This window comes from Pseudoalteromonas sp. PPB1 (assembly GCF_015356275.1).
Taxonomy (GTDB): Bacteria; Pseudomonadota; Gammaproteobacteria; order Enterobacterales; family Alteromonadaceae; genus Pseudoalteromonas; species Pseudoalteromonas rubra_D.
Genome location: NZ_JACEQV010000034.1, coordinates 30,834 through 57,033 on the forward strand (window position 1 = coordinate 30,834; position 26,200 = coordinate 57,033).

At 52.9% G+C, this 26,200-nt stretch carries 5 protein-coding genes; all 5 read left to right on the forward strand.

Features of this window, described 5'->3' with window-relative positions; all coding sequences use genetic code 11:
• The first annotated feature begins 185 nt into the window (after positions 1-185).
• On the forward strand, positions 186-1,874 hold the full coding sequence (locus IY568_RS24975; RefSeq protein ID WP_228553526.1) for a condensation domain-containing protein: 1,689 nt from the start codon (positions 186-188) through the stop codon (positions 1,872-1,874).
• On the forward strand, positions 1,871-6,931 hold the full coding sequence (locus tag IY568_RS22575) for a non-ribosomal peptide synthetase (protein WP_228553528.1): 5,061 nt from the start codon (positions 1,871-1,873) through the stop codon (positions 6,929-6,931). Before IY568_RS24975 ends, IY568_RS22575 begins: the two co-directional genes overlap by 4 nt.
• Complete coding sequence (locus IY568_RS22580) at positions 6,928-14,379, forward strand: non-ribosomal peptide synthetase (RefSeq protein WP_194868770.1); 7,452 nt, start codon at positions 6,928-6,930, stop codon at positions 14,377-14,379. The genes IY568_RS22575 and IY568_RS22580 overlap by 4 nt, the downstream gene beginning before the upstream one ends.
• A 113-nt stretch (positions 14,380-14,492) precedes the next feature.
• Positions 14,493-16,169, forward strand: a complete 1,677-nt coding sequence (locus IY568_RS22585) for a cyclic peptide export ABC transporter (RefSeq protein WP_125560624.1) — start codon at positions 14,493-14,495, stop codon at positions 16,167-16,169.
• A 131-nt stretch (positions 16,170-16,300) separates the two neighbouring features.
• On the forward strand, positions 16,301-26,200 hold a 9,900-nt coding region (locus IY568_RS22590; RefSeq protein WP_194868771.1), incomplete at its 3' end, for a non-ribosomal peptide synthetase.

The window sequence follows — 26,200 nt, forward strand, 5'->3', positions numbered from 1 at the left end:
CAGGCCTGAGATTCAAGCACACGTTAATACATAAAATAAACAATCTGCCAGTCTGATTAATCAGGCTGGTTTTAAGTCGTAGAGGCTAAGCCGGTGTATGGGCGCGATTCAGGTATCTGAGTGGTTCCTCCGATACGGGCACAGCGCTTTTGCAGTTAAACACAGATATGAGTTAGTCAGCCATTATGGAAAATATCAAACAGCTACTCGTTGAGCTCGAGCAGGCGGGGATCCGGTTATTCTTACAGGATGGGGCATTAAAGTCCAAAGCCAAAAAAGGGGCCATCACGGTCGATATCGCAAAGCAGATCAAACAACATAAAAGTGCCATTATTGAAGCACTCGCTCAGTATACTGAAGCTTCTGTTGTGAGTCCGGTGGCGCGTCGTGAAGATCTCAGCAGTTATCCGCTGTCGTTTGCACAGCAGCGTCTGTATACGCTGGATCAAATCCAGGGCGGCTCCAGCGAATACCACATGCCGATGGTGTTCAGACTCACAGGTCAGATTGACGTTGCGCTGATTGAGCGTGTGTTCCGCGACATAGTGACTCGTCATGACGTACTCAGAGCGGTGTTTCGTCAGTCTGATCTGGGCGTGCAGCAGTCATTGCTCGACCCGCAAGATTTTTGTGTGACGCAAGAGACCCTGACTGTACAAGATGACGCGGCAGGGATTGAGCAGTTTATTAATGATGCGGCAGGGCAGCCATTTGATCTGGCGCAGGACTTTATGCTGCGGGTGCGCTTTTTAGCTTTGAGTGCGGATGATGCCGGGGTGTTGTTTATCAACATGCACCATATCGCCACCGATGGCTGGTCCATGGACATACTGATCCGGGAATTCTTCGCGCTTTACCATGCTTATGGCTATGGTCAGCCAAATCCGCTTCCCGATTTAACGATTCAGTACGCCGATTATGCTCAATGGCAGCGCGACTGGCTCCAGGGGGAGGTGCTGCAAACTCAGCTCAATTATTGGCAACAGCAACTGGCTCAGTTGCCCCGGGTGCATGCTTTGCCACTCGATTTTCCAAGGCCAGACGTCAAAGCTTACCAGGGAGAAGTGGTATCACAGCCGCTCAGTGCTGAATTGTGTCAAAAGCTGTCAGCGCTTGCCCGGCGTTATGAATTGACTCCGTTTATGCTGATCCATGGTGCGCTGGCGCTAGTCTTGTCCCGTAACAGTAATCACCATGATATTGTGATAGGCACACCGGTGGCCAACCGCCGTCAGGTTGAACTGGAGTCTCTGATCGGCTTTTTTGTCAATACCCTAATCCTGAGAGTGGACACACAGGACCAGCCACTAACGGACTACCTGACGCAATTGAGACAAGTGCATTTAGATGCTCAGTCGCATCAGGATCTGCCGTTCGAAAAACTGGTTGAGGTATTGAAAGTCCCTCGTAGTACCGCGCACAGTCCGCTGTTTCAGATCATGCTGACCACCAATTCAGACTATGGTGTGAGTGAACCGCATTCCGACACTACAGAGCTGGCAGGGTTATCCATCTCTCCCATGGCTGGCAGTGGTGCTACAACCAAGTTTGATCTGGATATTAATGCCTCAATGAGTGACGAGGGCGGTGTCATTGAGTGGACGTATGACGTGACCCTGTTTACTCGTGAACGTATCGAAACCCTGGCAAAGCACTTGGATAACACGCTGATATTCCTGGCGGAAATGGATACCGACAGGGCAGCCAATATTGCGGCTATTACCATGTTGACTGAGCTGGAGATTGAGCAGCTCAGTCAGTTTAATAATAACGCCATTGATTATCCGCAAGAGCTCTGTATTCATGAGCTGTTTGAGGCTCAGGCTGCGCAAAACCCAGAACGCGCGCCGTACAACATGGCGCGGCGTCACTGAGCTATGGCGAACTCAATGCCCGGGCAAACCAGTTGGCGCATTACCTGAGATTTGAACATCATATCAGTCCAGATTGCCCGGTGGGCGTGTGTTTGGAGCGTGGCGTAGACATGGTCGTCGCGATGCTTGCGATTCTCAAGGCGGGTGGTGCCTACGTGCCGCTTGACCCGGCGTATCCGTCAGAGCGACTGGCTTATCTGATTGAAGATGCCAGCCTGAGCGTCGTCCTGACCCAGCAAAGTCTGACTAACACGGTGGCGCTGCCGGGTGCACAAGCGGTGATGCTGGACGATTTGGTTGCCCAAGGGAGTGCTTTCACTCATTATTCCACGGCGAACATTGGCCGCAATGAAAGCGGTGTGACAGCGCAACATCTGGCTTACTTGATTTATACCTCTGGCTCTACCGGTAAACCCAAAGGGGTGATGATTGAACACCGAAACACGGTAGCCATGCTGTACTGGGCTCGGGCCGCTTTTGACGATGCGGCGCTGCGCCGGGTACTGGCTTCGACCTCGCTGAACTTTGACTTGTCGGTCTATGAAATCTTCTTACCGCTGAGCTTTGGTTTTGAAGTTGTGGTGGTTAAAAATGCCCTGACGCTGGCGGATGAGCCGCTGGACATCAGTTTAATTAACACAGTACCATCTGCGATGAAGGCGCTATTGGATGTCGGTGCATTGCCCGATAGCCTGACGACCGTCAACCTGGCCGGAGAGCCGTTAACCGCTCAGCAGGTGAATCAGATCTTCGCGGCTTTGCCAGATGCAGAAGTATGCAACCTGTATGGCCCATCGGAAGACACCACGTATTCAACCTGTGCGCGTTTCACCGGGCAACTAGCGTCCGTGCCCGACATTGGTCACGTGATAGCGAACAGCCAGGCCTATGTGTTAGGCAGCGCGATGGAGCGGCTACCTGTTGGGTGTGTCGGAGAGCTTTATCTGGGTGGTGCAGGTGTCGCGCGGGGTTATCTGAACCGACCCGATCTGACCGAGGAGCGCTTCATCGCCAATCCTTATTACCAGGCAGGTGAGCACGATAACAGCCCACGCTTGTATCGCACAGGTGACTTAGTGCGTTATCGCCAGGACGGGCGACTTGAGTTTATTGGTCGCAGCGATGATCAGGTGAAGATTCGCGGTTTCCGCATTGAGTTGGGTGAGATTGAGCATCGTCTCAATCAGCTTGAAGACATAGCATTGTCACAGGTTCTGGCGCGCACGCTGGCTGATGGTCAGCAGCAACTGGTGGCTTATGTGCAGCCCTGTCTCACATGTGAGACAGCACAGGATGAGGCGCAACAGGCAAGCTGGATAGCCGATATTAAAACGCGCCTGGGGCAACAACTGCCAGCCCATATGGTGCCAGGCTTGTTTGTGGTGATGCCACAGTGGCCACTGACGCCAAACGGCAAAATTGATAAAAAAGCCCTGCCCGCGCCCGACGCACTGCAACAAAGCAGCGCCCAATACGTTGCGCCAGAAACAGAGCTGGCCTGCTTGCTGGCAGGCTTATGGGCCGAGTTATTGGGGCTGGAGCAGGATCAGATCAGTGCCACCGCCAATTTCTTTGAGCTGGGTGGGCATTCACTGTTGATTATGCAACTGCTGGCCAAACTCCAGCAGCACAATCTTAATAGCAGCGCGCAACAGCTATTCCAGGCTAAAGACCTGGCCGCGATGGCCGCCGTTATTGATGAGGCTGATGACGCGTTTGCTATCCCTGACAATCGCATCCCGGCGCACTGTGAGGCCATCACACCTGAGATGCTGACGCTGGTAACGCTGGAACAACCTGAAATAGAGGTCATTGCAGCGGCTGTGCCTGGCGGGATGCGCAATATTCAGGATATCTATCCATTAGCACCGCTTCAGGAAGGGGTGCTGTTTGTACATACTCTCAATCCGGAGCATGACCCGTATGTCACCACTGCTAGTTTTGAGTTTGCCTCAGCAGACAAGCTGGCCGGGTTTGTGGCGCAGCTAAATTGGTTAGTGCAGCGTCATGATGTGCTGCGTACCGCAGTGTTCTGGCGAGGCCGGGAGCAGGCGATGCAGGTGGTGCTACGTGAAGCGACATTACCTGTGACTGAGCTGGCACTGAGTGGGGACGATCTCAAAGCACAGTTTGCCCGCTATGTGGCAAGCGGACCACATGGCTTTGACCTGGAATCAGCACCGCTGATCCAGCTAGTCACCAGCCCGCAAGACGAGCAGGGGCGCACCTTTGCCATGCTCAAGTTCCATCATTTGATTACGGATCATGTTTCTTTAGAGATCCTGATGAATGAACTCGAAGCTGATGATGTGCAGACACTGCCCGCGCCTTTACCGTATCGAGAATTTATCGCCCGCTCTATGGCGCAAAGCGCGCTGCTGGATACGGCCGAGTTTTTTACTGAATTACTGGGCGACATCGACACCCCAACTCTGCCGTTTGAACTGGCTCAGGTGGCAGGCGATGGCAACGCGGTGGTTGAATATACTCAGTCTTTAAGTGCCGCACAATCTGAGCTGATCCGCACCTTAAGTAAGCGTCATCAGTGCAGCCCGGCGGCTGTGTTCCATCTCGCCTGGGCTCAGGTTTTAAGTGCCTGTTGTGGCCGCGACGAAGTGGTGTTTGGCACTGTGATGTCAGGCCGGATGAATGGCATGGCTGGCATCGAGCGGATGATGGGCATGCTGATCAACACCTTACCTATTCGCGTGTCTTTAGGTCATCAGGCTGCCCATGTGGCACTGAAACAAGTCAATGATGCGTTGCGGGCGCTGCTACCCTATGAGCAGGTTTCGCTGGCCGAAGCACAAAGTTACAGCGGGATTGACGGTAATACGCCTTTGTTCAGCGCGATTCTAAATTATCGTCATTCAGCGACTCATGTAGCTCCTGAACAAGCTCAGGAACAAGCCGACCCGGGCATTGCCTTGCTTAGCACCCGTGAGCGCACCAATTATCCGTTTGATTTGTCGGTGAATGACCTGGGTGAGGGAGACAGTTTCAGTCTCGATTATCAGATTGATCAAAGTGTATCGGCAACGCGGATCGCTGCGCTGATGGAGACGGCGCTGAGTGCATTGCTCACGGCGCTGGATGAACACTCTGAGCAAGCCGTCGCAACCCTGGCTGTATTGAGCAAGCCTGAACTGACTATGCTGGATAGCTGGCAAAGTCATGATGCCGATTATCCGCGTAGTGCTTGTATTCATGACGTGTTTGAGCTGCATGCCAAAGCCACACCGGATAGTATTGCTGTGCAATTGGACAATGAGACGCTCAGTTATGCACAGCTAAACGCCAAAGCCAACCAGCTGGCGCGTTACCTGCGTGAAGCACATCAGGTGAGCGCAGGTACCCTGGTCGGATTGTGCATTGGCCGTTCGGTCGACATGCTAGTGGCTAGTTTAGCCATACTCAAAGCGGGCGGTGCCTATGTCCCACTGGACCCGAACTATCCGCAGTCGCGACTGGCGTATATGTTAGAGGACACGCAGCTGACGGTGATACTGACTGAGCAGGCACAGCAACAGACGCTGGCTTTCAGTCCGCTAAGCAAAATTGTGCTGGATGATGCACACGGCGCCTGGTCAACGCTGAGTGATGAAGATTTGCCACGCGCTGTCGGGTTGACGCCGCAATCGCTGGCATACGTGATTTATACTTCAGGCTCCACAGGCACACCTAAGGGTGTTATGACGCCCCATCGTGCAGTGAATCGTCTGGTCCATGCGCCGAACTTTATGACGCTGAACGCAGACACAGTGTTTTTGCAAAGTGCTAATATTGCCTTTGATGCCGCGACGCTGGAGATCTGGGGGCCACTATTAAATGGTGGGCGTTGTGTCTTGTATCCGGATAGCCTGATCACCCTTGAGGGACTGAATACTGTACTGAGTACGCAGGGGATCACGGCGTTGTGGCTGACCTCAGGTCTGTTTACAGAATGGAGTAAGATCTGTGGTGAGCTAGATACTGACAGGCTTGCGTTGCAAAGTGTGCTGGCCGGGGGCGATGTCCTGAACCCACAAGCGGTTAGTGCAGTGCAGCAGGCCCTGCCAGAGGTGACGGTGATTAACGGCTACGGGCCGACGGAAAACACCACCTTTACGTGCTGTTATCCAGTACCACGAGATAGCGACATCAGCGCTGGCGTGCCAATCGGGCAGGGGGTTCAGGGCGATAAATTACTGATTTTAACACCGCAAGGTCGCCGGGTGCCGCAAGGCGTGGTCGGTGAGCTGTGTGTGGGGGGAGATGGCCTGGCACTGGGTTATCTGAATCAGCCCGCGCTGAGCAAAGAGCGCTTTATTCACAACCCGTACGCTAACGAAACCGGGCAACCAGAACTGCTGTATCGCACGGGTGATTTGGTGCGCTGTAATGATGATGGGCTGATCACCTATGCCGGTCGCCTGGATGATCAAATCAAGATCCGGGGTTTCAGGGTTGAGCTGGGTGAAATCGAACGTCAGCTGGAAGCGCTGGATGATGTGACTCAGTCTCTGGTAACCATCAGAGCGCGCAGTGAAGGTGACAAACAACTGGTTGCGTATATTGAATTGAACGCCGGTTGTGAGCAGGCAGACCCTCGTACACACACGCAGGCGCTGGCAACGGCTTTAGCCGCACAACTGCCCGCGTACATGATCCCTGCGGCGTTTGTGTTGGTGCAAGAGTGGCCATTAACCCGCAATGGCAAAATTGACAGACAGGCACTGCCAGAGCCCGATTTTAGCCTGATGCAGGCCGACTATGTTGCGCCCGCCAATGAGCTGGAAGATCAGCTGGTGGCCATCTGGTCTGAGTTATTGAATCTGCCCCCTGAGCAGATCAGCACGGGCGCTAACTTTTTCGAACTGGGTGGCCATTCCCTATTGGTCATGAAGTTACTGCAGCAGCTGAATCAGCGACTTGAGATTGAGCTGCAAATTGCCGATTTATATCGCTGCGAAAACATTCAGCAAATAGCCGGGTTTATAGGCTCGGTGCAGGCCATCCACAATCAGGCCGAACCGCAGTGCGAAGACAACGATGAATTTGAGGATTTTGAGCTATGAGTGTTGAGTTGCTTTTTCAACAACTACAACAGGCGGGTGTTATTTTTCAATCTCAGGATGAAAAAATCACCCTGAAGCTGCCCAAGGAGATGGACAGCCAGCTGAAGCGTCAGCTGGCAGAGAACAAGGACGCACTCAAAGCGTTTTTGCATCAACTCTACGCCCGTAGCCATAAGCGCCCGGTGTTGACCAAAACGGCCGGTAACAGTGCGCCCTTGTCTTTTGCCCAGCAGCGCTTGTGGATGCTGAACGAACTGCATGGTGGCAGCGCGCATTACAACATGCCACAGATCTATCAGGTTGAAGGCCAGCTTGAGCCGGTGCTGGTCGAACAGGCACTGGCGCGGATCGTTGAGCGTCATGAAGTGCTGCGCACGGTGTATCAGTCGCAACAGGGACAAGCCACTCAGGTTGTTCGCGATGATGTGGCCTTTACATTAACCTGTGTCGACTTGAGTGAGCATGATGAGCAGGCAGCGCAACAGGCGCTGGATTCACTGATCCAGGACGACGCCCGGACGCCTTTTGATTTGAGTCAGGACCTGATGATCCGGGCAACCTGGGTAGACCTGGGGTTATCCGCAGATCAGACACAGGCACAGGGTTACCTGTTGCTTAACATGCATCACATTGCGTCGGATGGCTGGTCGATGGCGGTGCTCAGCCAGGAGTTTTTTGCACTCTACGCCAGCCTGGCACAAGGCAAAAGCTGTCCTCTGCCAACACTGACATTGCAATACAAAGACTACGCACAATGGCAGCGCGCCTGGCTAAATGACGAAGTGCTCGCCAGTGGGCTGGATTTCTGGCGTCGCACCTTGGCAGATATTCCAGCATTACATGGCTTGCCACTGAGCTACTCAAGGCCTGCTCATAAGGGCTATCTGGGGGGCAAGTATGATGCCTCACTGGATGCGACCGTTGCCAGTGCGCTTGGTCAGCTTAGCGAGCAACATCAGCTCAGTCCCTTTATGCTGATGCACGGAGCGTTGGCACTGACTCTGGCACGTTTTAGTGGCAGCTCGGACATCGTCATAGGCACGCCGGTTGCCAATCGCAGTGATGCACAACTCAGAGAGTTAATTGGCTTTTTCGTAAACTCCCTGGTGCTAAGAGCAAGTACAGATCATGAGACACTGGCAGACTTTTTGGCGCATATTCGTAGCGTCAATCAGCAGGCACAGTCCCATCAGGACGTACCGTTTGATCAGGTAGTTGAGGCACTGAACCTTGAGCGTAACAGTGCTCATACGCCTTTATTTCAGATAGTACTGACTACCAATTCAGACTATGGCGTTGCCGCCGAGCAAGCCTCTGGCGTGGCTTTGCCTAAGCTGAGTATGACGCCGCTGATGAGCGATGAGCCCATTTGTAAGTTTGATATAGAGCTTAACCTGAGCCTGGATGAGTCGGGTGTCACGATTAACTGGTTATACGACAAAGCCCTGTTCAGCCCTGAATTGATTGCACGGTTTAACGCGCAGCTGATGGCGGTCATCGAACGCCTGGCCAATGCCACGAGGCGTGGCGGCAATCCGCTGCTGAATGAAATCAACGCACTGCACTCGGATGAAGTGGCACAGCAAAAAGCGCTGATGGCACCAGGCGAGCTGGTTGAGGCGGCGCAATTAACCGTGACTGAGCTGTTTAGCCAAAGTGTAAACCGCGCAGCGCAGCATGTGGCGTTGGTTTGTGGTGAGCAGCAGCTGAGTTATGCTGACCTTGATCTGGCTTCTAACCGGCTGGCGCGCTATCTGGTCGCGCAAGGTCGCCAGGCACATATTGGATTATTGTTACCGCGGGGCATTGAAATGGTCGTGGCCATGCTGGCGGTGTTAAAAAGTGGCGCAACCTATGTGCCGCTGAACCCGGATTACCCGCAGTCCCGCATTGATCACATCATGGCTGATGCTAAGCTGCAGCACGTGATCACCTGTGAAGCGCACCGTGATTTAGTCAGTGGCAGTTCGGTGCAGGCGCTGGAATTGACACCTGAGCTGACGATTGCCGGGTGTGATGAATTTGCGCGTTTTGGTTCTGCCCCCGTTACAACATCTCAGCCCGAACCACAAAGCGCTGCTTATGTGATTTATACCTCAGGCTCGACGGGCTTGCCTAAAGGCGTTGTGGTGCCGCATCGGGCTATCAGCCGTTTGGTGATGTCGCCAAACTTTATGACGCTGGATCAGGATACGGTCTTTTTACAAGCCGCAAACGTGGCCTTCGATGCGGCCACATTGGAGATCTGGGGCCCGTTGCTCAATGGCGGGCGTTGCGTGCTTTATCCAGAAGCGCACATCACACTGGAGACGCTGGATCAGGTCATTGAAACTCAGCAGGTCAATGCCATGTGGCTGACTGCCGGGCTATTCAGTGAGTGGAGCAAAACATGTGGTGACGCGCCTGAGCGCTTGCGTACTTTGCGCACGGTGCTGGCCGGGGGCGATGTGCTGGAGCCTCAGGCGGTGGCCCGGGTGCAGAAGGCGTTACCTGACGTACAAGTGGTCAATGGCTACGGGCCTACGGAAAACACCACCTTTACCTGTTGCTATCCGGTGCCTGCCGACTTTGACCCGGCAACTGCCGTACCGATTGGCCGGGCACTGCAGGGTGACAGTGTGATGGTGCTGAACGGCAATGAATTGGTGCCGCAGGGCTGTGTCGGGGAGTTGTGTGTCAGTGGTCCCGGACTGGCGCTGGGCTACTTGAACTTAGCAACGCTGAGCGAAGAGAAGTTTACCGCTAACCCGTTTTACGATGAGGCTCAGCCAGCGGCCTATCAGCGTCTTTATCGCACTGGTGATTTAGTGCGCATGCGTGGCGATGGCGTGGTTGAATACATTGGCCGTACTGACGATCAGGTTAAGATCCGGGGTTTCCGGGTTGAGCTGGGCGAAATTGAGCAGCATATCTCACAGCTTGAAGAGGTCGCCAGCGCGCTGGTGGTTGTTAAAGGAGACACCCACAAGCGGCTGGTGGCTTATGCAGAATTGACGGCCGCGGCGCGCGAGAATGGCAGTACTGACAGCATTCAGTTAAGTCAGACTCTGGCACGCACTTTACCTGGCTATATGGTCCCGGACGCGCTGGTGTTGGTGACACACTGGCCATTGACTGGTAACGGTAAAATAGACCGCCGTGCGCTGCCTGAGCCCGACGTTATTGATGCGCAAGCTGCGTACACCGCGCCTGTCAGTGCCGCTGAGCAGGTTATGGTGGAAGTATGCGCTGAGTTGCTTGAGCGCGACCCGGCGCAGCTCAGTACTTCGGCTAACTTCTTTGCGCTGGGTGGCCATTCGCTGTTGGTGATCCAGCTGATAGCGCAGCTCAAAGCACGCGGTTATCAGGTTGACAGTCAGGCGTTATTCACCAGCAGTAGCCTGGCCGAGATGGCGAGCTTACTCGCAGCAGACACCGGGCAGGGGTTTGTGGTACCCGAAAACCCGATCAAACCGGACTGCACGGAATTGACGCCTGAGTTGCTGAATCTGATCACATTGGCGCAAGATGAGATAGATGAGATCACAGCACAAGTACCGGGCGGGGCCGCAAACATCCAGGATGTATATCCGCTTGCGCCGTTGCAGCAGGGGATCCTGGCAATGCATACTCTGAGCGATGGTCGCGACCCTTATGTGACGACCATGGCTTTTTCTTTCTCACAGCCAGAATTATTAACATTGCTGGAAGCACAGCTTAATACCCTGATTGCCCGCCACGATGTATTGCGCACTGCGATTTTATGGCGCGGCCGCACAGAGCCGGTTCAGGTGGTATTGAGAGCTGCGCAAATTGCCGCGCAATGGCTGCCAGTTAAAGTCGGGCAGGACGTGCAAACCGTATTCGAGAATTACGTCGCACAGGGTGCACACCGCCTTGAGCTTGAATCTGCCCCTATGATGCAGTTGCAGGCCATGGAGGATAAGCAAACGCAGCAAATTTATGCGGTGCTTAAGGTGCATCACCTGCTGATTGACCACGTATCGTTGGACATTCTGATGGCAGAGCTGGCCCAGATTGAAAGCGAGGGAGCAGCCAGTTTGCCTGCTGTCACGTCGTATCGCCACTTCATTGCCCGGGTGCTGCATGACCAACAACATCATGACAGTCAGCAGTACTTTAGAGCTCAACTGGGGGATTTTGATCAGCCGGCTTATCCGTTCGGGCTCAGTGAAGTAAACGGGGATGGTGCCCACATTGATGAGTTTAAACAGCGTATCCCGGCTGAGCTTGCACGCCGGGCCAGGCATTATGCAAAAAGTCAGGCGATGAGCCCGGCGGCGTTATTTCATCTGGCCTGGGGCCGGGTGGTTGCTGCCTGCGCGGGTCAGCAAGATGTGGTGTTTGGCACTGTGTTATCTGGTCGGATGCAAGGTGGTCCTGAGATGGCACAGATGCTGGGTATGATGATTAATACTTTGCCGATCCGTGTGACACTGGACCAGCGCTCCGCACGGGATGCCCTGCACAACGTGCATGCTGCCCTTCAGGCGTTGCTGCCACATGAGCAGGCTCCGCTCTCTGATGCCATGCAGGCTTCGGGCGTCGAAGGCAATATGCCCCTGTTCAGCGCAGTACTCAATTATCGTCATTCTCACGACGTCAGTGCGCCAGACGAGCAGGCGGAGCTGAAACTCTTGGGTGTGAAAGAGCGCACTAACTACCCGTGTGTGATGTCGGTCGATGACCTTGGCAGTGATTTTTCCCTGACGCTGCAAGTGGACAGCAGTGTTCATGGTAAGCGAATTAATGATTATCTGGTCACAGCACTGGCTCAGTTGCTGGAGATGCTTGAAAGTGACTCACCGCAGCCGGTTGCCTCCTTGAGGGTGTTGCCAGATGACGAGCAGCATCGTTATCTGAGTGAGTGGAATGATACAGAGCAAAACTATGCGCGCGACGTGTGTGTACATCAGTTATTTGAGCAGCAGGTCGCAGCGACACCGGGCAACATTGCATTGCGTTTTGAGGCCCAGACCCTCACTTATACCGCGCTCAATAGCAAGGCCAATCAGCTGGCGCATTATTTGCGAGACACCCATGGTGTAGGGCCGGATTCACTGGTTGGCTTGTGTGTGGAGCGCTCCTTTGAAATGGTGATTGGTATTTGGGGTATTCTCAAGGCGGGTGGTGCTTATGTCCCGCTGGACCCAGAGCTACCTGCGGCACGACTCAACTATCTGGTTGAGAATGCCCGTGCTGATGTGGTGCTCAGCACCCGCGCTGTGGCCAATCGTGTCGAACTGGGTGAGGCCGAGGTTGTGGCACTGGATGGGTTTGATTTTGATGCCTATGACGAAAACAATATCCCGGCGAGCGACATCGGACTTACGGCGCAGCATCTGGCCTATATGATCTATACCTCAGGCTCAACAGGCAAACCCAAAGGCGTGCTACTGGAGCATCAGGCGCTGCACAACCGCATCGACTGGATGGACACGGAATATGGCTGCGATACTTCAGACAAAATCCTGCAAAAGACGCCCTACAGCTTTGATGTCTCGGTCTGGGAGTTTGTCTGGCCGATGCTCAAAGGTGCTGAGCTGGTGATTGCCAAACCGGGTGGGCACAAAGACCCTACCTATCTGAGCGAGCTGATCACAGCCACAGGTGTGACTAAGCTGCACTTTGTGCCTTCTATGTTAGGTGTGATGTTGGAGCACGGTGATCTGAGCCGCTGCACTTCAATACAGCAGGTGTTCTGTAGTGGCGAGGCATTGCAGATAAGCCATGTTGAGCAATTTAAGGTGTGTTTACCAACGGCACAACTGCACAATCTGTATGGGCCAACGGAGGCAGCCATCGATGTTAGCTATTGGGATTGTGCGCAACCTCATGGCAGCAGTGTGCCCATTGGTAAGCCGATTCAGAATATTCAGTTACTGGTGCTCGATGAAGCGCTTAATCTGTTGCCCCAGGGAGCGTGTGGCGAGTTGCATATTGGCGGTGAGGGCCTGGCACGTGGCTATCTCAATCGCCCCGAGCTGACTGAAGAGCGTTTCATTACCAACCCATTTTTTAATGCCAGCGCTGCGAACAGCAGCCCGCGCCTGTACAAAACCGGTGATTTAGTGCGCTATCGTGAGGACGGCAACATTGAATATATGGGTAGGATGGACCATCAGGTGAAGATCCGTGGCTTGCGTATTGAGCTGGGTGAAATTGAGTTTTATATCGGTGAGCACAGCGACGTAGATTCTGCGCTGGTTATGGCCCTGACGGATGAGCATGGCAATCAACGGCTGGTGGCGTATGTGAAGCCTTTACAGGCGTGTGATGAGCTGGCATTAGTTGCAGCCATCAAAACACAGCTCAGTGAGGCACTGGCCGAGTACATGGTGCCCGACAGCTTTATGTTTGTCAGCCAGTGGCCGCAAACACCAAACGGGAAGATTGACCGCAAGGCATTACCAGTACCAGAATTGACGGGACTGGCTGGTGCCTATGAAGCGCCACAGAGTGACACCGAAGTGATGCTCGCTCAGGTCTGGGCCGATGTACTCAAGCTGCCAGCCGAGCAGATCAGCCGCGATGCTAATTTCTTTGCACTGGGTGGCCATTCACTGCTGGTGATGAAGCTGGTGCAGAACATTGACCAGATTTTCAAAACTCACGGTATCGCCATCAACAAAGTAGTTGAGCGGCCCATACTCAGCGCCATGGCGCAGCTAATCGAAGATCACAATGACCATGAATGGCAGGCTATTCGCCCTGTGTTATCACTGGACTTTGACCCGGCTGCAACGATATATCTGGCCCCAGGTGCGGGCATGACCAGTGGTGGCTATATGGATCTGGCGCGGGCATTACCTCAGGTACAGATCATGAGTCTGGAGCCGGTGGGAATGAGCGAGCAGGACCCGGATATCGACAGTTGGGATGCACTCATCAATTGCTACGCCGACGCCATTATCAGCGAGCGCACAGCGCGTGGTGCTCAGAATGAGCTTGCGGTTCTGATGGGCCATAGTTCAGGCGGGGCAGTGGCATTTGCAACGGCACTCAGGCTGGAGTCATTAGGGTGTCAAACACAGCTGCTACTGTGTGAGTGTTTAGTGGCAACCGATGATCAGGCACAGTTCGAAATCAGCGATGCTGAAAAGCAGGAACTCATGCTGTCGTATGCTAGAGAGTTGAAACCTGAAGACAGCGAGGAGCAATTGCTTTCCTGGCTTAGTCTGGCGATGACACAGCGGTTGTTCAATGTTTATTTCCAGCAGGTTGACTGGTCACGGCGTTATCAGCCTGACGCGAGCCTCAAAGGTGCAGTCAGTATGATCAGTACCCCTGAACTGGGAGACGCGTATTGGGCGCAAAAGCAGGCACAGTTGCAGGCACATGTAAGTACACAAATCACGACCATCAACACTCAGGGCAAACACGTCACTATGGTGAAAAGTCCTTATGTTAGTGGTCTGGCAGACAAACTCATGACGCTACTGGCATGAGTTAACAGCACGAAAAACCGGGCTCTTTGACCCAAACAGGCAGGCTGAGGCAACAGTGCCTCAGCCTGAGTAATACCCATTTTAGTTTTAAGTAACCATTACAAGGCTGTTTTATGTTATATCGGCTAGTTTTATCTCATAAGAAACTCCTCATCCTTGCCACTTTGTTGAGCGTGGTCAGTGCATTATCTGGCATTGGCATCATCTCACTGGTCAATGCTGAGATAGAAAATGTGTCTAATCCCGACTCGGATGTGATCCGGGGGCTGACCATCTTTTTCGCTGCGTTGGCGGGATTTCTAACCTTCAGTGTGATTTCTCAGTACATACTGACGAAGTTGTCTGTTCAAATCATGGTGAGTATTCGGGAGAATTTGGTACAGCGGGTCTTATCGACCAGTTATGAGCAGATTGAACGCGTTGGTGGTCACCGTATTTTCGCGACTCTGACCAAAGATATTGAGTCACTCACTGCCACACTGAGTGCTGTGCCACATGTCGCTTATAACCTGGCAACGGTACTGCTGTGCTTTGCTTACATGGCCTATCAGTCGTGGCAGTTGTTTTTATTTGTCGGTGGCGTTTTGTTGCTGGCTATGGTGGTTGCCCAGTTGTTGATGGGGTTAGGCATACAACGTTTCCAGGCGGTGCGTGAGCTGGATGACAGCTTATTTAAGAACTTTCGCGCGCTGATCGACGGTGGTAAAGAGCTGAACATCAACTTCAATCGTAAGCGCTTTTTTTACAAGGATGTGGTGACACCAAACATTCAGGAGATTAAAAAGTCGACGATATCAGCGCATATTGTTTTCATCATTCTGAGCAACTGGACCAATTTAATCTTATTCCTGGCGCTGGGGTCTGTGGTCTTTATGTCACAGTTATTCTTAAGTGGTATCGCCACGGCCGTGGTAGTGAGCTTTGTTTTGACCCTGGTGTATGTAATAGGGCCGTTGACAGTATTGATCAACACTTACTCTGTGGTTGCCGAAGGCATAGTGTCGAGCCAGAAAATTGAAAAGCTGCAACTGTCCGAGGAGATCCTGACCGACCAGCTGGATAACACATTGCATCCGGAACATAACTGGCAAACCCTTGACATTGAAGCCATTGAGTATGAATACCGTCGGGATGACAGCGACGACTATCATTTTTCCATTGGGCCAATTAGTACACAGATCCAGCGTGGTGAAATTGTCTTTTTGATCGGCGGTAATGGCTGCGGTAAATCAACCTTCGCTAAAGTGTTGTGTGGCTTATATACGCCAACTCAGGGCAGTATCCGCCTCGATGGTCGCGATGCTGCACATGCAATGGATTGGTATCGCTGTCACTTTAGCACCATTTTTTCTGACTTTTATCTGTTTGAACAAGTGATCGATGCCAACGGTATGCTGGCAGATGATGACAAGATTCGTCAGTACCTGAGCAAGCTTAAACTGGATCAGAAAGTCACGGTAGAAAAGGGGATTTTATCCACCACAGAACTGTCTCAGGGTCAGAAAAAGCGCCTGGGTCTGTTGTTGTCTTATATGGAAGATACGCCACTGTATATCTTTGATGAATGGGCCGCTGATCAAGACCCTTACTTCAGAAACTTCTTTTATCGTGAACTGTTACCCGAGCTGAAATCGTTGGGTAAAACCGTGTTTGTGATTAGCCATGACGAGCATTACTTCTCACTGTCAGACCGGATCCTCAAATTTGAAGCCGGTCAGATGGAAGACGTATCGACGTCATTCTCAGCGACAGCGCCAGTGACCGAGCGCCAGCCAGCAGCTCTGGCTTAATCGTCTGACAGGCGGGCTTTTGGCCCGCCACGTTTCGTTGCCTTCGGGCGAGGCTCAAAGGCATTGCCTTAGGGCCAGAGTATTATCAAGGTTCCCGCACAGAGGGGCCAGTGAGTATGGATAGACCAATCATGAGTAATAGACGTTATCCCCTGACATCATCCCAGCAACCTGTCTGGATGGAACAAGTATTCAAAAGAGAGTCCCCGCTGTATAACGTTGGGGGTCGGTTTGTGTTGACGGGGGCCTTGGACCCGGTACGCTTTAAACATGCACTGGATCACGTTGTGGCACATACCGACGCCTATCGGATCAATCTGGTGCTGGAAGATACACAGCCGTCGCAAATTATCAATGATGATCTGGAACTGGACTGGAAGTGTATTGACTTAAGTGGCTACCCGGATGCGCATCAGCGTGCGGCAGACTACTGTCAAAATCAAATGTCTACGCCCATTGATATTTATGGTCCTTGTTTATGGCGTATTCACTGGTTAAAAATCTCCGAGCAAGAAAGTGCCATGTGCATGGTGTTCCATCATTTGATAGTGGATGGCATCGCGGGCAGTTTATTTATTGAATACCTCAGCGAAACGTATCTGGCAATGGATGGACAAGGTCGCTTTCTCAGAGAGGTTCCTGAGCGTCCACTCTATAGTGAATTTATTGAAAAAGACCTGGCTTACCGGCAGAGCAGCCGGTTCGAAAAAGACCAGGCTTTTTGGCAGGAAAAGTTTGCTACTTTACCCGAACCATTGTTGCTGAAGAAAACGAATCAGTTTGATGATCAGCCATTCGCGCGCCGCGAATACGAATTTACGCAGCAACAATACAATCAAATAGGGGCTGTTGCCGCACGGTATGGCTGTTCAGCTACGCACTTTTTCACAACTCTGATCGCCGTCTATTTTTCACAGATGAACGATAAACGTGATCTGGTCCATATCGGTATGCCGGTGCACAATCGTAGCTCAGCCAAGCTACGTCAGACTATTGGCATGATGGCGTCAGTGATCCCCGTTGGTGTGGCATTTTCTCGTACTGATAGTTTCGCCGATACCTTCAAATCGGTCGCTGCCGAGCTCAAACGCAGCTACAAATATCAGAAATATCCGCTGCACGAAATCATTCGTGACCTCAGACCGCTGAATGACGGCGAAGGCCAGCTGTTCGATATTCAGCTGTCTGTAGAAGAGCATCCTTCGGATACCCAGTTTGGCGAAGTGACTAGCCATAAGGCCGTACTGAACAGCGGATTCGGCTCATATCCTTTGTCTATTTATGTGCGCAGTCATGATAATATTAATAACGTTCATGTCGAGTTTAATTTTGATCGTAATTTCTTCAATGACGATGAAATAGATAGCCATGTCAGCCGTCTGACTACCATGATTGCAGATGTTGTGACCAATCCAACCATGCTGATTGGTGATTACACATTGGCAACCGAGCAGGAAATCGAGCAGCAGCTGTTTGATTGGAACGGCAACCAGACCGACTATGCCTCTCAGCTGACTATCCAGCAGGTATTTGAGCAACAAGTTGCTGTCGCCCCTGAGCAGTCAGCCCTGGTGTTTGGAGACACATCACTGAGCTATCAGGCGCTGAATGAACGAGCCAATCAACTGGCCCATTACCTGGTGCACCAGGGAGTGATGCCGGGCAGCTATGTGGGTGTCTGCATTAACCGGTCACTTGAGATGATGATCGCGATCCTTGCCACGTTGAAAGCGGGCGGGGTGTATGTACCACTGGACCCCAATTATCCGGCAGACCGTCTTGCTTATATGATGGAAGACTCTGCGGTGAGCGTGATCCTCACTAATTCCCGCTGTCGAGAGTCGGTGGCGTTTGCCGCTGACAAAGTGATTTCGCTGGAAAATGTAGCTGCTGAACCAAAGGCTTGCGAATGGGCACAGTTTAGCCAGAGCAACCTCAGTACAGAGATACAGCAACACAGCGATGAACTGGCCTACCTGATTTATACCTCGGGCTCGACGGGTAAACCGAAAGGCGTGATGTGTACTCATCAGGGGATCGTCAATCTGGCGCAAAACCAGCAAGACAGATTCGCTATCACGGCACAAAGCCGGGTCTTACATTATGCCTCGATCAGTTTTGATGCAGGCACCTGGGACTGGGTGATGGCGCTGCTAAACGGGGCGACTTTAGTGATCAGCAGTGATGAAGCGCGCCTTGAGCCAGCAAAGGTGGCTGATTTATTTGTCCAACAGCAGATCACTCATGTGACTTTACCGCCGGCATTTCTGGCGACCATGGAATGCCGTGATGACTATGCGCTTCAGTGCCTTATTGTGGCTGGAGAGGCCTGCGAGCAGGAACTGATGGACTTATGGTCTGCCCGTTATGGATTCTATAATGCGTATGGTCCTTCAGAGGCGTCAGTCTGTGCCACGGTTTGCAAGTTGTCGCCCGGCAACCCTATTCGTATCGGCAAAGCGCTCGACAATGTGTCTTTGTTTGTTCTGGATGAATATCAAAAAATGCTGCCGATTGGCTCTATTGGTGAGTTGTACATCGGCGGTGCCGGGCTGGCTCAGGGCTATCTGAATCGTCCTGAATTGAGCCAGGATAAGTTTGTAGTCAACCCATTTTACCAACAAAATCAGAAGACTGGAGAGCGTTTGTATCGCAGTGGCGATCTGGTTCGTTACTTACCAAACGGTGAGCTGGAGTTCGTTGGCCGCGCCGATGATCAGGTGAAGGTGCGAGGTTTTCGTGTCGAGCTGGGTGAGATTGAGCATGGCCTGAATAAACTGTCGGCGGTGCACTCTTGTGTGGTACTGGCGAAGCGTCAGGGTGGCACGAATCAACTACTGGCTTGTGTTATCCCGGAGCAACCAGTGACAGGATCAGAACAGGCTGAATTTGTTTTTGCTCTGCAACGGGAACTTGAGCAAGAGCTGCCAGCACACATGGTGCCAGGTCATTTTACTTTACTAACCCAGTGGCCACTGACCCCAAACGGAAAAATCGATAAGAAAGCACTGCTGGCCAGCACAACCATCGCTTTGCAGGGAGAATATCTGGCGCCGCAAACCGACACGGAAGTTACGCTGGCTGCTCTGTGGTCTGAGTTACTCAAAGTAGACGAGGTGAGCGCGACTGCGAACTTCTTCCAACTTGGGGGACATTCACTGTTATTGATGCAGTTGGCCAGTCAGCTTCAGGGTCTGGGCTGGCAAGCGCGGGTGCATGATTTGTTTGCCACTGCGTCGCTTCGGGAGATGGCTGAACTGCTTGATAAGCAGGGCAAACAGTCTCAGGCCTTTACTGTGCCTGTTAACGCTATCCCGGCAGACTGTGCGCGGGTGACCCCCGAGATGCTAAATCTGGTCGAGCTGAATCAGCAGGAAATTGACGAAATTGCGGCAAAAATTCCGGGTGAACATAGTAATATTGCTGACATTTATCCTTTAGCGCCCCTTCAGGAAGGGGTGCTATTTGTGCACACCCTGAATACGCATTCAGACCCTTATGTCACGACTGCGGCATTTGAGTTTCAAGGAGCCAAGCAGTTAGCGAATTTCCAGCGGGCATTGCAACATATGGTTGCGACTCACGATGTGCTGCGTACGGCAGTGATGTGGCGCGAGCGCGAAACGGCGTTGCAGGTCGTACTGCGAGAGGCACAGTTAAGTGTGTCACATTTGGTGTTCGATACTGAGCAACCGGTTAAAATGGCTTTTGAAGCCTACGTAGCGGAGCATCCGCATACATTAGATCTGGAAGCGGCTCCATTGATCAAGCTGGCGATCACGGAGGCCGATGAGCAGGGCAAGCACTATGCATTGCTGACTTTCCACCACTTGACGACCGACCATGTATCACTGGACATTTTAGTTTCTCAGTTACAGCAACTATGTGATGAGCCTGATAGCGCACTGCCTGCGCCTTTGCCTTATCGTGCCTTTATTGCCCATACCCTGGAGCACAATCGTAATCTGGATGTTGCCGGGTTCTTTTCGGCGCAGCTGAGCGACATAGAAACCCCCACCTTGCCCTTTGATTTGAGTGAAGTGACTGGCAATGGTGAGACTATCGTTGATCATCATGACACATTACCGGCTGAGCTGAGTGAGGCAATCCGTACCCTGGCACGGCGTGAAAGATTGAGTCCGGCAGCCCTGTTCCACCTGGCCTGGGCACAGGTGATTGCGGCCTGTTGTGGCACGCAGGATGTGGTGTTTGGCAGTGTTATGTCGGGTCGGATGAATGGTCTGGCGGGTATTGAGAGCATGATGGGGATGATGATAAACACTCTGCCATTGCGTGTTTCTCTGGATGATGCCCCGGTGCTGGCGCAACTTAAGCGAGTTGATCAGAGCCTTAAAGCATTGCTGCCCTATGAGCAGGTATCGCTCGCTGAAGCACAAAAATATAGCGGTCTTGCCAGCGGTGCAACGCTGTTTAGCGCCATGCTGAACTACCGTCATTCTGCGACACAGGATGATATGACCGCGCTGCAGCAGGATAATGCTGTCTGGACTTTGCTGAGTGCCAAAGAGCGCACCAACTACCCATTCGGTTTGTCAGTTAACGACCTGGGACAAGGTTTCTCGCTTGAGTATCAAATCGATCAGCAGGTCGAAGTACAGCAGGTTGCAGCTTATCTCACCAACGCGCTGACGCAGCTTGTGACAGCATTAGAAGAAACACCAGATCAGCCCGTCTCTTACAGCGTGCTGCCTGAGCTGGCACAGCAACATCAGTTGGTGCAGTGGCAGGCGAGTGCGCCCTGGTATCGCAGCGACATGCAGATCCAAAAGTTGTTTGAAGCACAGGCCGCAGCAACGCCGGACGCCATTGCGCTACAACTCAATGAGCAGACACTCAGCTATGGTGAGCTGAATGCTCAGGCAAACCAACTAGCACATTACTTACGTGAGCAACATAAGGTTGCTGATGGCACTTTAGTAGGCTTGTGTATTGGTCGCTCCATTCAGATGGTGGTTGCCACTTTGGCGATACTGAAAGCCGGTGGTGCCTATTTGCCGTTAGAGCCTAATTACCCTCAGTCCCGTCTGGAGTTCATGCTGTCGGACAGCGGTGCACAGGTGATATTGACGGAGCAGGCGCTAAGTGAGCGACTGGCATTTAGCGATGCCGAATTACTGGCTGTGGACACCCATAGTGCACGTTTTGCGCAGTATGGTACTGATAATCCGCTGTATGCCAATACTCAATCGCCAGAGTCTCTGGCGTATATCATTTACACGTCAGGCTCAACGGGTAATCCTAAAGGGGTAATGACACCACACCGCGCGGTCGTACGCCTGGTGGATAACCCTGACTTTATTCAGCTCGGTGGTGAGACAGCCTTCTTACAATGTGCCAACATTGCCTTTGATGCTGCGACCATAGAAATTTGGGGACCGCTACTTAACGGCGGTCGCTGTGTGCTGTTCCCGGATGAGTTTTTAACCGTGTCTCGTCTGGACGAGGTGATTTTTGAGCAGCAGATCACTGATATGTTCCTGACAACCGGGTTGTTTGATGAATGGAGCCGTACCGGCGTTACCCAGGATTCATTGCGTTGCGTGTTGTCTGGCGGTGAGGCTGCTCGTCTTAATAGCTGGGAAAAGGCACTGAGCAGCAACCCAGATTGTCGGTTTGTTCATGTCTATGGACCGACAGAAAACACCACCTTTTCGACCTGGTATGCGGTTAACAACGACGATATCGCGCGAGGCGTGTTGCCGATTGGCCGCGGAATTTGTGGAGACCGTTGTTATATCTTGTCTGCACAACAGCAACTTCTGCCTGTTGGATCTGTTGGCGAACTTTACCTCGGTGGTGATGGACTGGCGCTGGGATATCTCAACCTGGCTGAGCTTAGTGCTGAGCGTTTCATTGAAAACCCTTTTGCCGGGCGTGAGGGACAGCCTCAGCGCTTATATCGATCTGGCGACCTGGTGCGTTATGATGAACAGGGCGAGATTGTGTATGTCGGACGAGTAGACGACCAGATTAAGATCCGGGGTTTCCGCGTAGAGTTGGGTGAAATCGAGCACACGCTGAATGCGCTGGAGCAGGTTGAGCAGGCACTAGTCGTTGCCCGCAAAGATCTTAGTAACAATGCCATGATAGTGGCCTATGTCGAGCCTGCGGTTCAGGTGCCTGAAGACCAGACGCTGAGTCACTGGTTAAGTGAGGCGCTGGGTGATAGTTTACCGGCTTACATGGTTCCCGGCGCATTTGTGGCTATGATGCAGTGGCCTTTGAATGCGAATGGTAAAATTGATAAGCGTGCGCTGCCAGAGCCTGATATGGCCGCAGGACAGGGCCAGTACGAGGCACCACAGGGCGATATTGAATGCCTGCTGAGTGAGATTTGGTCACAGCTACTTGGTATTGAAACAAGCAAAGTCAGTCGTACCGCGAACTTCTTTGAGTTGGGCGGCCACTCCTTGTTGGTCATGAAGATCCATGCCCGCCTTAAACAGGCCGGGTATACGGCAGAAGCGGCGGCTATCTTTAAAGCCCAGACGCTGGCCGAAATGGCCTCAACTGTCAGTACGCTGGAAGCACAGCATAGCTGGCAAGTGCCCGCAAATGGCATAACGGCTGACACCACAGCCATTACACCTGAGATGTTACCTTTGATCAGCCTGAGTCAAAGCGATATTGATACCTTGTCTGAGCAGGTGCCGGGTGGCATGGCAAATATTCAGGATATTTACCCGCTGGCACCACTGCAGGAAGGCATTTTATTTGCACACTCCTTGCAGCAGGAGTTTGACCCGTATGTGATTTCTGCGGCACTGACCTTTGCAGATGAGGCAAAGTTTGAGTCTTTCGTTGCGGCTCTGGAGCAGGTCGTTGCTCGTCATGATATTTTGCGCAGTGTGATCCTCTGGCGCGGCCGTGAACAGGCGGTGCAGGTGGTGCAGCGCGAGGTGGGCAGTCTGGTTGAGTGGCTGGACTTCGGTGCTGAGCAAGATGTGCTGGCCGCATTTAATGAGTTCGTTGAGCATGGTAATCATAAAATCGATGTAGAGCAGGCACCGCTGGTACGCATGCAGGTTATTCGGGATGAGCACAGTGGTAAAGTGCATGCTTTGTTTAAACATCACCACCTGATCACTGACCATGTGTCGGTTGAATTGATCCTGGAAGAGCTGGCCATGTGTGTGGCGGGCGAGCAGGCCAGTTTACCGCCACAAGTACCGTATCGCGAATTCGTTGCCAAATCACAACACATTGCCAACACCCTCGACAGTGCGGCATTTTTCTCGGCGCGTCTGGGAGATGTTGATACGCCAACTTTACCTTTTGGCCTGGCAGATACGCTGGGTGATGGGTCGAATTCGCAGGAGCTCAGCTATGCGCTGGCAGCAGAGCAGGGTGAACGTATTCGTCAGCTGTCGCGGCAGTTACAAATGGGTCCGGCGGTGTTGTTCCATGCTGCCTGGGCACAGGTGCTGAGCCACTGCTGTAATATGCAGGATGTGGTATTTGGTACTGTATTGTCCGGGCGTATGAGTGGTGAAGCGGGCGTAGAACGCATGCTGGGTATGCTGATCAATACCTTGCCGGTGCGCGTACAGCTGGCCAATGTAGATGCCAGAGCCTTACTGACTCAGGTACATGATCAGCTGCAGGGATTGATCCCTTACGAGCAGGTGGCACTGGCCGAAGCGCAGCGCCACTCTCAGGTTGATGCCAGTTCGCCCTTGTTCAGCACCACGCTGAATTTCCGCCACTCTGAAAACCTCGATGAGCAACAAAGCTTCCTTTATGACATTGCTGCAGTACGTGAACGCAGCAACTATCCGCTGGATCTGTCGGTCAATGACTTTGGTGATGAGTTCACCCTCGACTTCCAGGCTGATGCGCGCGTTCCATTGGCGCTGGTGGCTGATCTGATGAATACTGCCATCGATAACTTATTGCACCACGCAATGCGAGATTCCGAAGAATCACCGGCTCAGTGGACAGCGTACTCTGCCGAGCAGCGCCAGGCGTTACTGAGTGCACAGCAAGGGCCGGCTGTGGCCTTACCACAAGCTTCGGTACACCAACTGTTTGAGCAACAGGCCGCGAAAACCATGGGCCGTGTTGCTGTCAGCTATGATGATGACATTCTGACTTATCATCTGCTTAATGAACGCGCCAATCAGCTGGCACACTATTTACGGGCTGAGCATCAGGTGGGCCCGGATACGCTGGTGGGTCTGTGTGTTGGCCGCTCGCTGGAAATGATGGTGGCGGTGCTGGCCATCCTTAAAGCCGGTGGGGCCTATGTGCCGCTGGATCCGGATTATCCGCAGGAACGTCTGGCTTACATGGTCGAAGACACCGGCTTGTCTGTGGTACTGACCCAGCAAAAAGTTGCCGGGATCCTGAACGATTTTAACGTCACGGCTGTGCTGCTGGATAACGCCAGCCAGTTTGCAAACTATCCAATCAGCAACCCGGATGTGGCGCTGGCCCCGGATAATCTGGCCTATGTGATGTACACCTCGGGCTCAACAGGTAACCCCAAAGGCGTGATGATAAGTCATCATAACCTGATCAACTTTGCCGCTAACTGTGAGCAACGCTACGAAATCACCGAAGCCGACAACGTGTTGCAGTTCTCTACTATGAACTTCGATATTTTCGTCGAAGAATGGCTGGCGACATTGACGCAGGGCGCCACCCTGGTGCTGCGGGATGAAGACGTGTCGCTGAGTCGCGAGGCCTTTATCGCCTTCTGCGACAGCCATGCCATCAGCGTGGCCAGCCTGCCAACGGCGTTCTGGCATATGTTGGCGCTGAGCGAGGCGGAGCTTGAATCTCTGGCACTGCGACTGGTGATTGTCGGCGGTGAAGCACTGGACAAACAGTCGGTGGCTTCTCTTAAACCAGGCTTTGTGCTGCTTAATACCTATGGTCCGACCGAGACCACAGTTACTGCATCGGGCTATGCCATCAGCGGTGGTTACGATGACCCGCGGGCGGTGCCCATTGGCCGCGCCAACGTGAATACTGCGACTCTGGTACTCAGCGAGCAGCTGACGTTATGCCCGCCGGGTGTTGTGGGCGAGCTGTATGTCAGTGGTCAGTGTCTGGCCAGTGGTTATTTGCATCAAAGCGAACTCACCGCCGAGCGTTTTATTGATAACCCGTATTGTGATCCGGCTATTCCAGCGTTGAGCGCGCGTTTATACAAAACCGGTGACTTAGTGCGTATCGGCGCAGACGGCGAAATCGAGTTTGTCGGACGCAGCGATGATCAGGTCAAGATCCGTGGTTTCCGGGTGGAGCTGGGTGAGATAGAAACCCAGCTGATGAGTCATGCTGACGTGGAGTCGGCGGTGGTACTGGCCGAGACTGGTCAGCAAGGTGGTAAGATACTTCGCGCCTTCATTCAAAGTGAGCAAGACAGCAGCCTGATTGACGCACTGCAACAGCACCTGAGCAGCAACCTGCCGGATTACATGGTGCCGTCGGCTTATAGCTTTGTTAGTCAGTGGCCGCTGACGGCCAATGGCAAACTGGACAAGCGAGCACTGCTGGCCTTGCCGGCTAAAACGGTGGAGCAGCCTTATCAGGCACCGCAAACCGACGCCGAGAAAATGGTGGTCGACATCGTCGCGTCGCTGTTGTCGCTGGACGTCGATAAGGTGGGTGTCCATGCTAATTTCTTCGCGCTGGGGGGTCATTCATTGCTGATTATGCAGCTGGTCAGTCAGCTGCGCGCACGCCAGTATCAGGCGGACGTGCAGGCCTTGTTCAGGGCACACACGCTACAGGACATGGCGCGCCAGGTTCGGGCACTTGGGAGTGAGGAATCAAGTTGTGTGCCCGCCAATTTAATTCCGGCGGATTGCACCCAGATCACCCCGGAGATGGTGACGCTTACTGAGCTGGATGAGCAACAGCTCACGGATATTGCCCAGACCATCCCCGGTGGCATGGCCAATATTCAGGACATCTACCCGCTGGCACCGTTGCAAGAAGGCGTGCTGTTTGTACACACCATGAGTGAAGGGCAGGACCCGTATGTTACCAGCACCACGTTT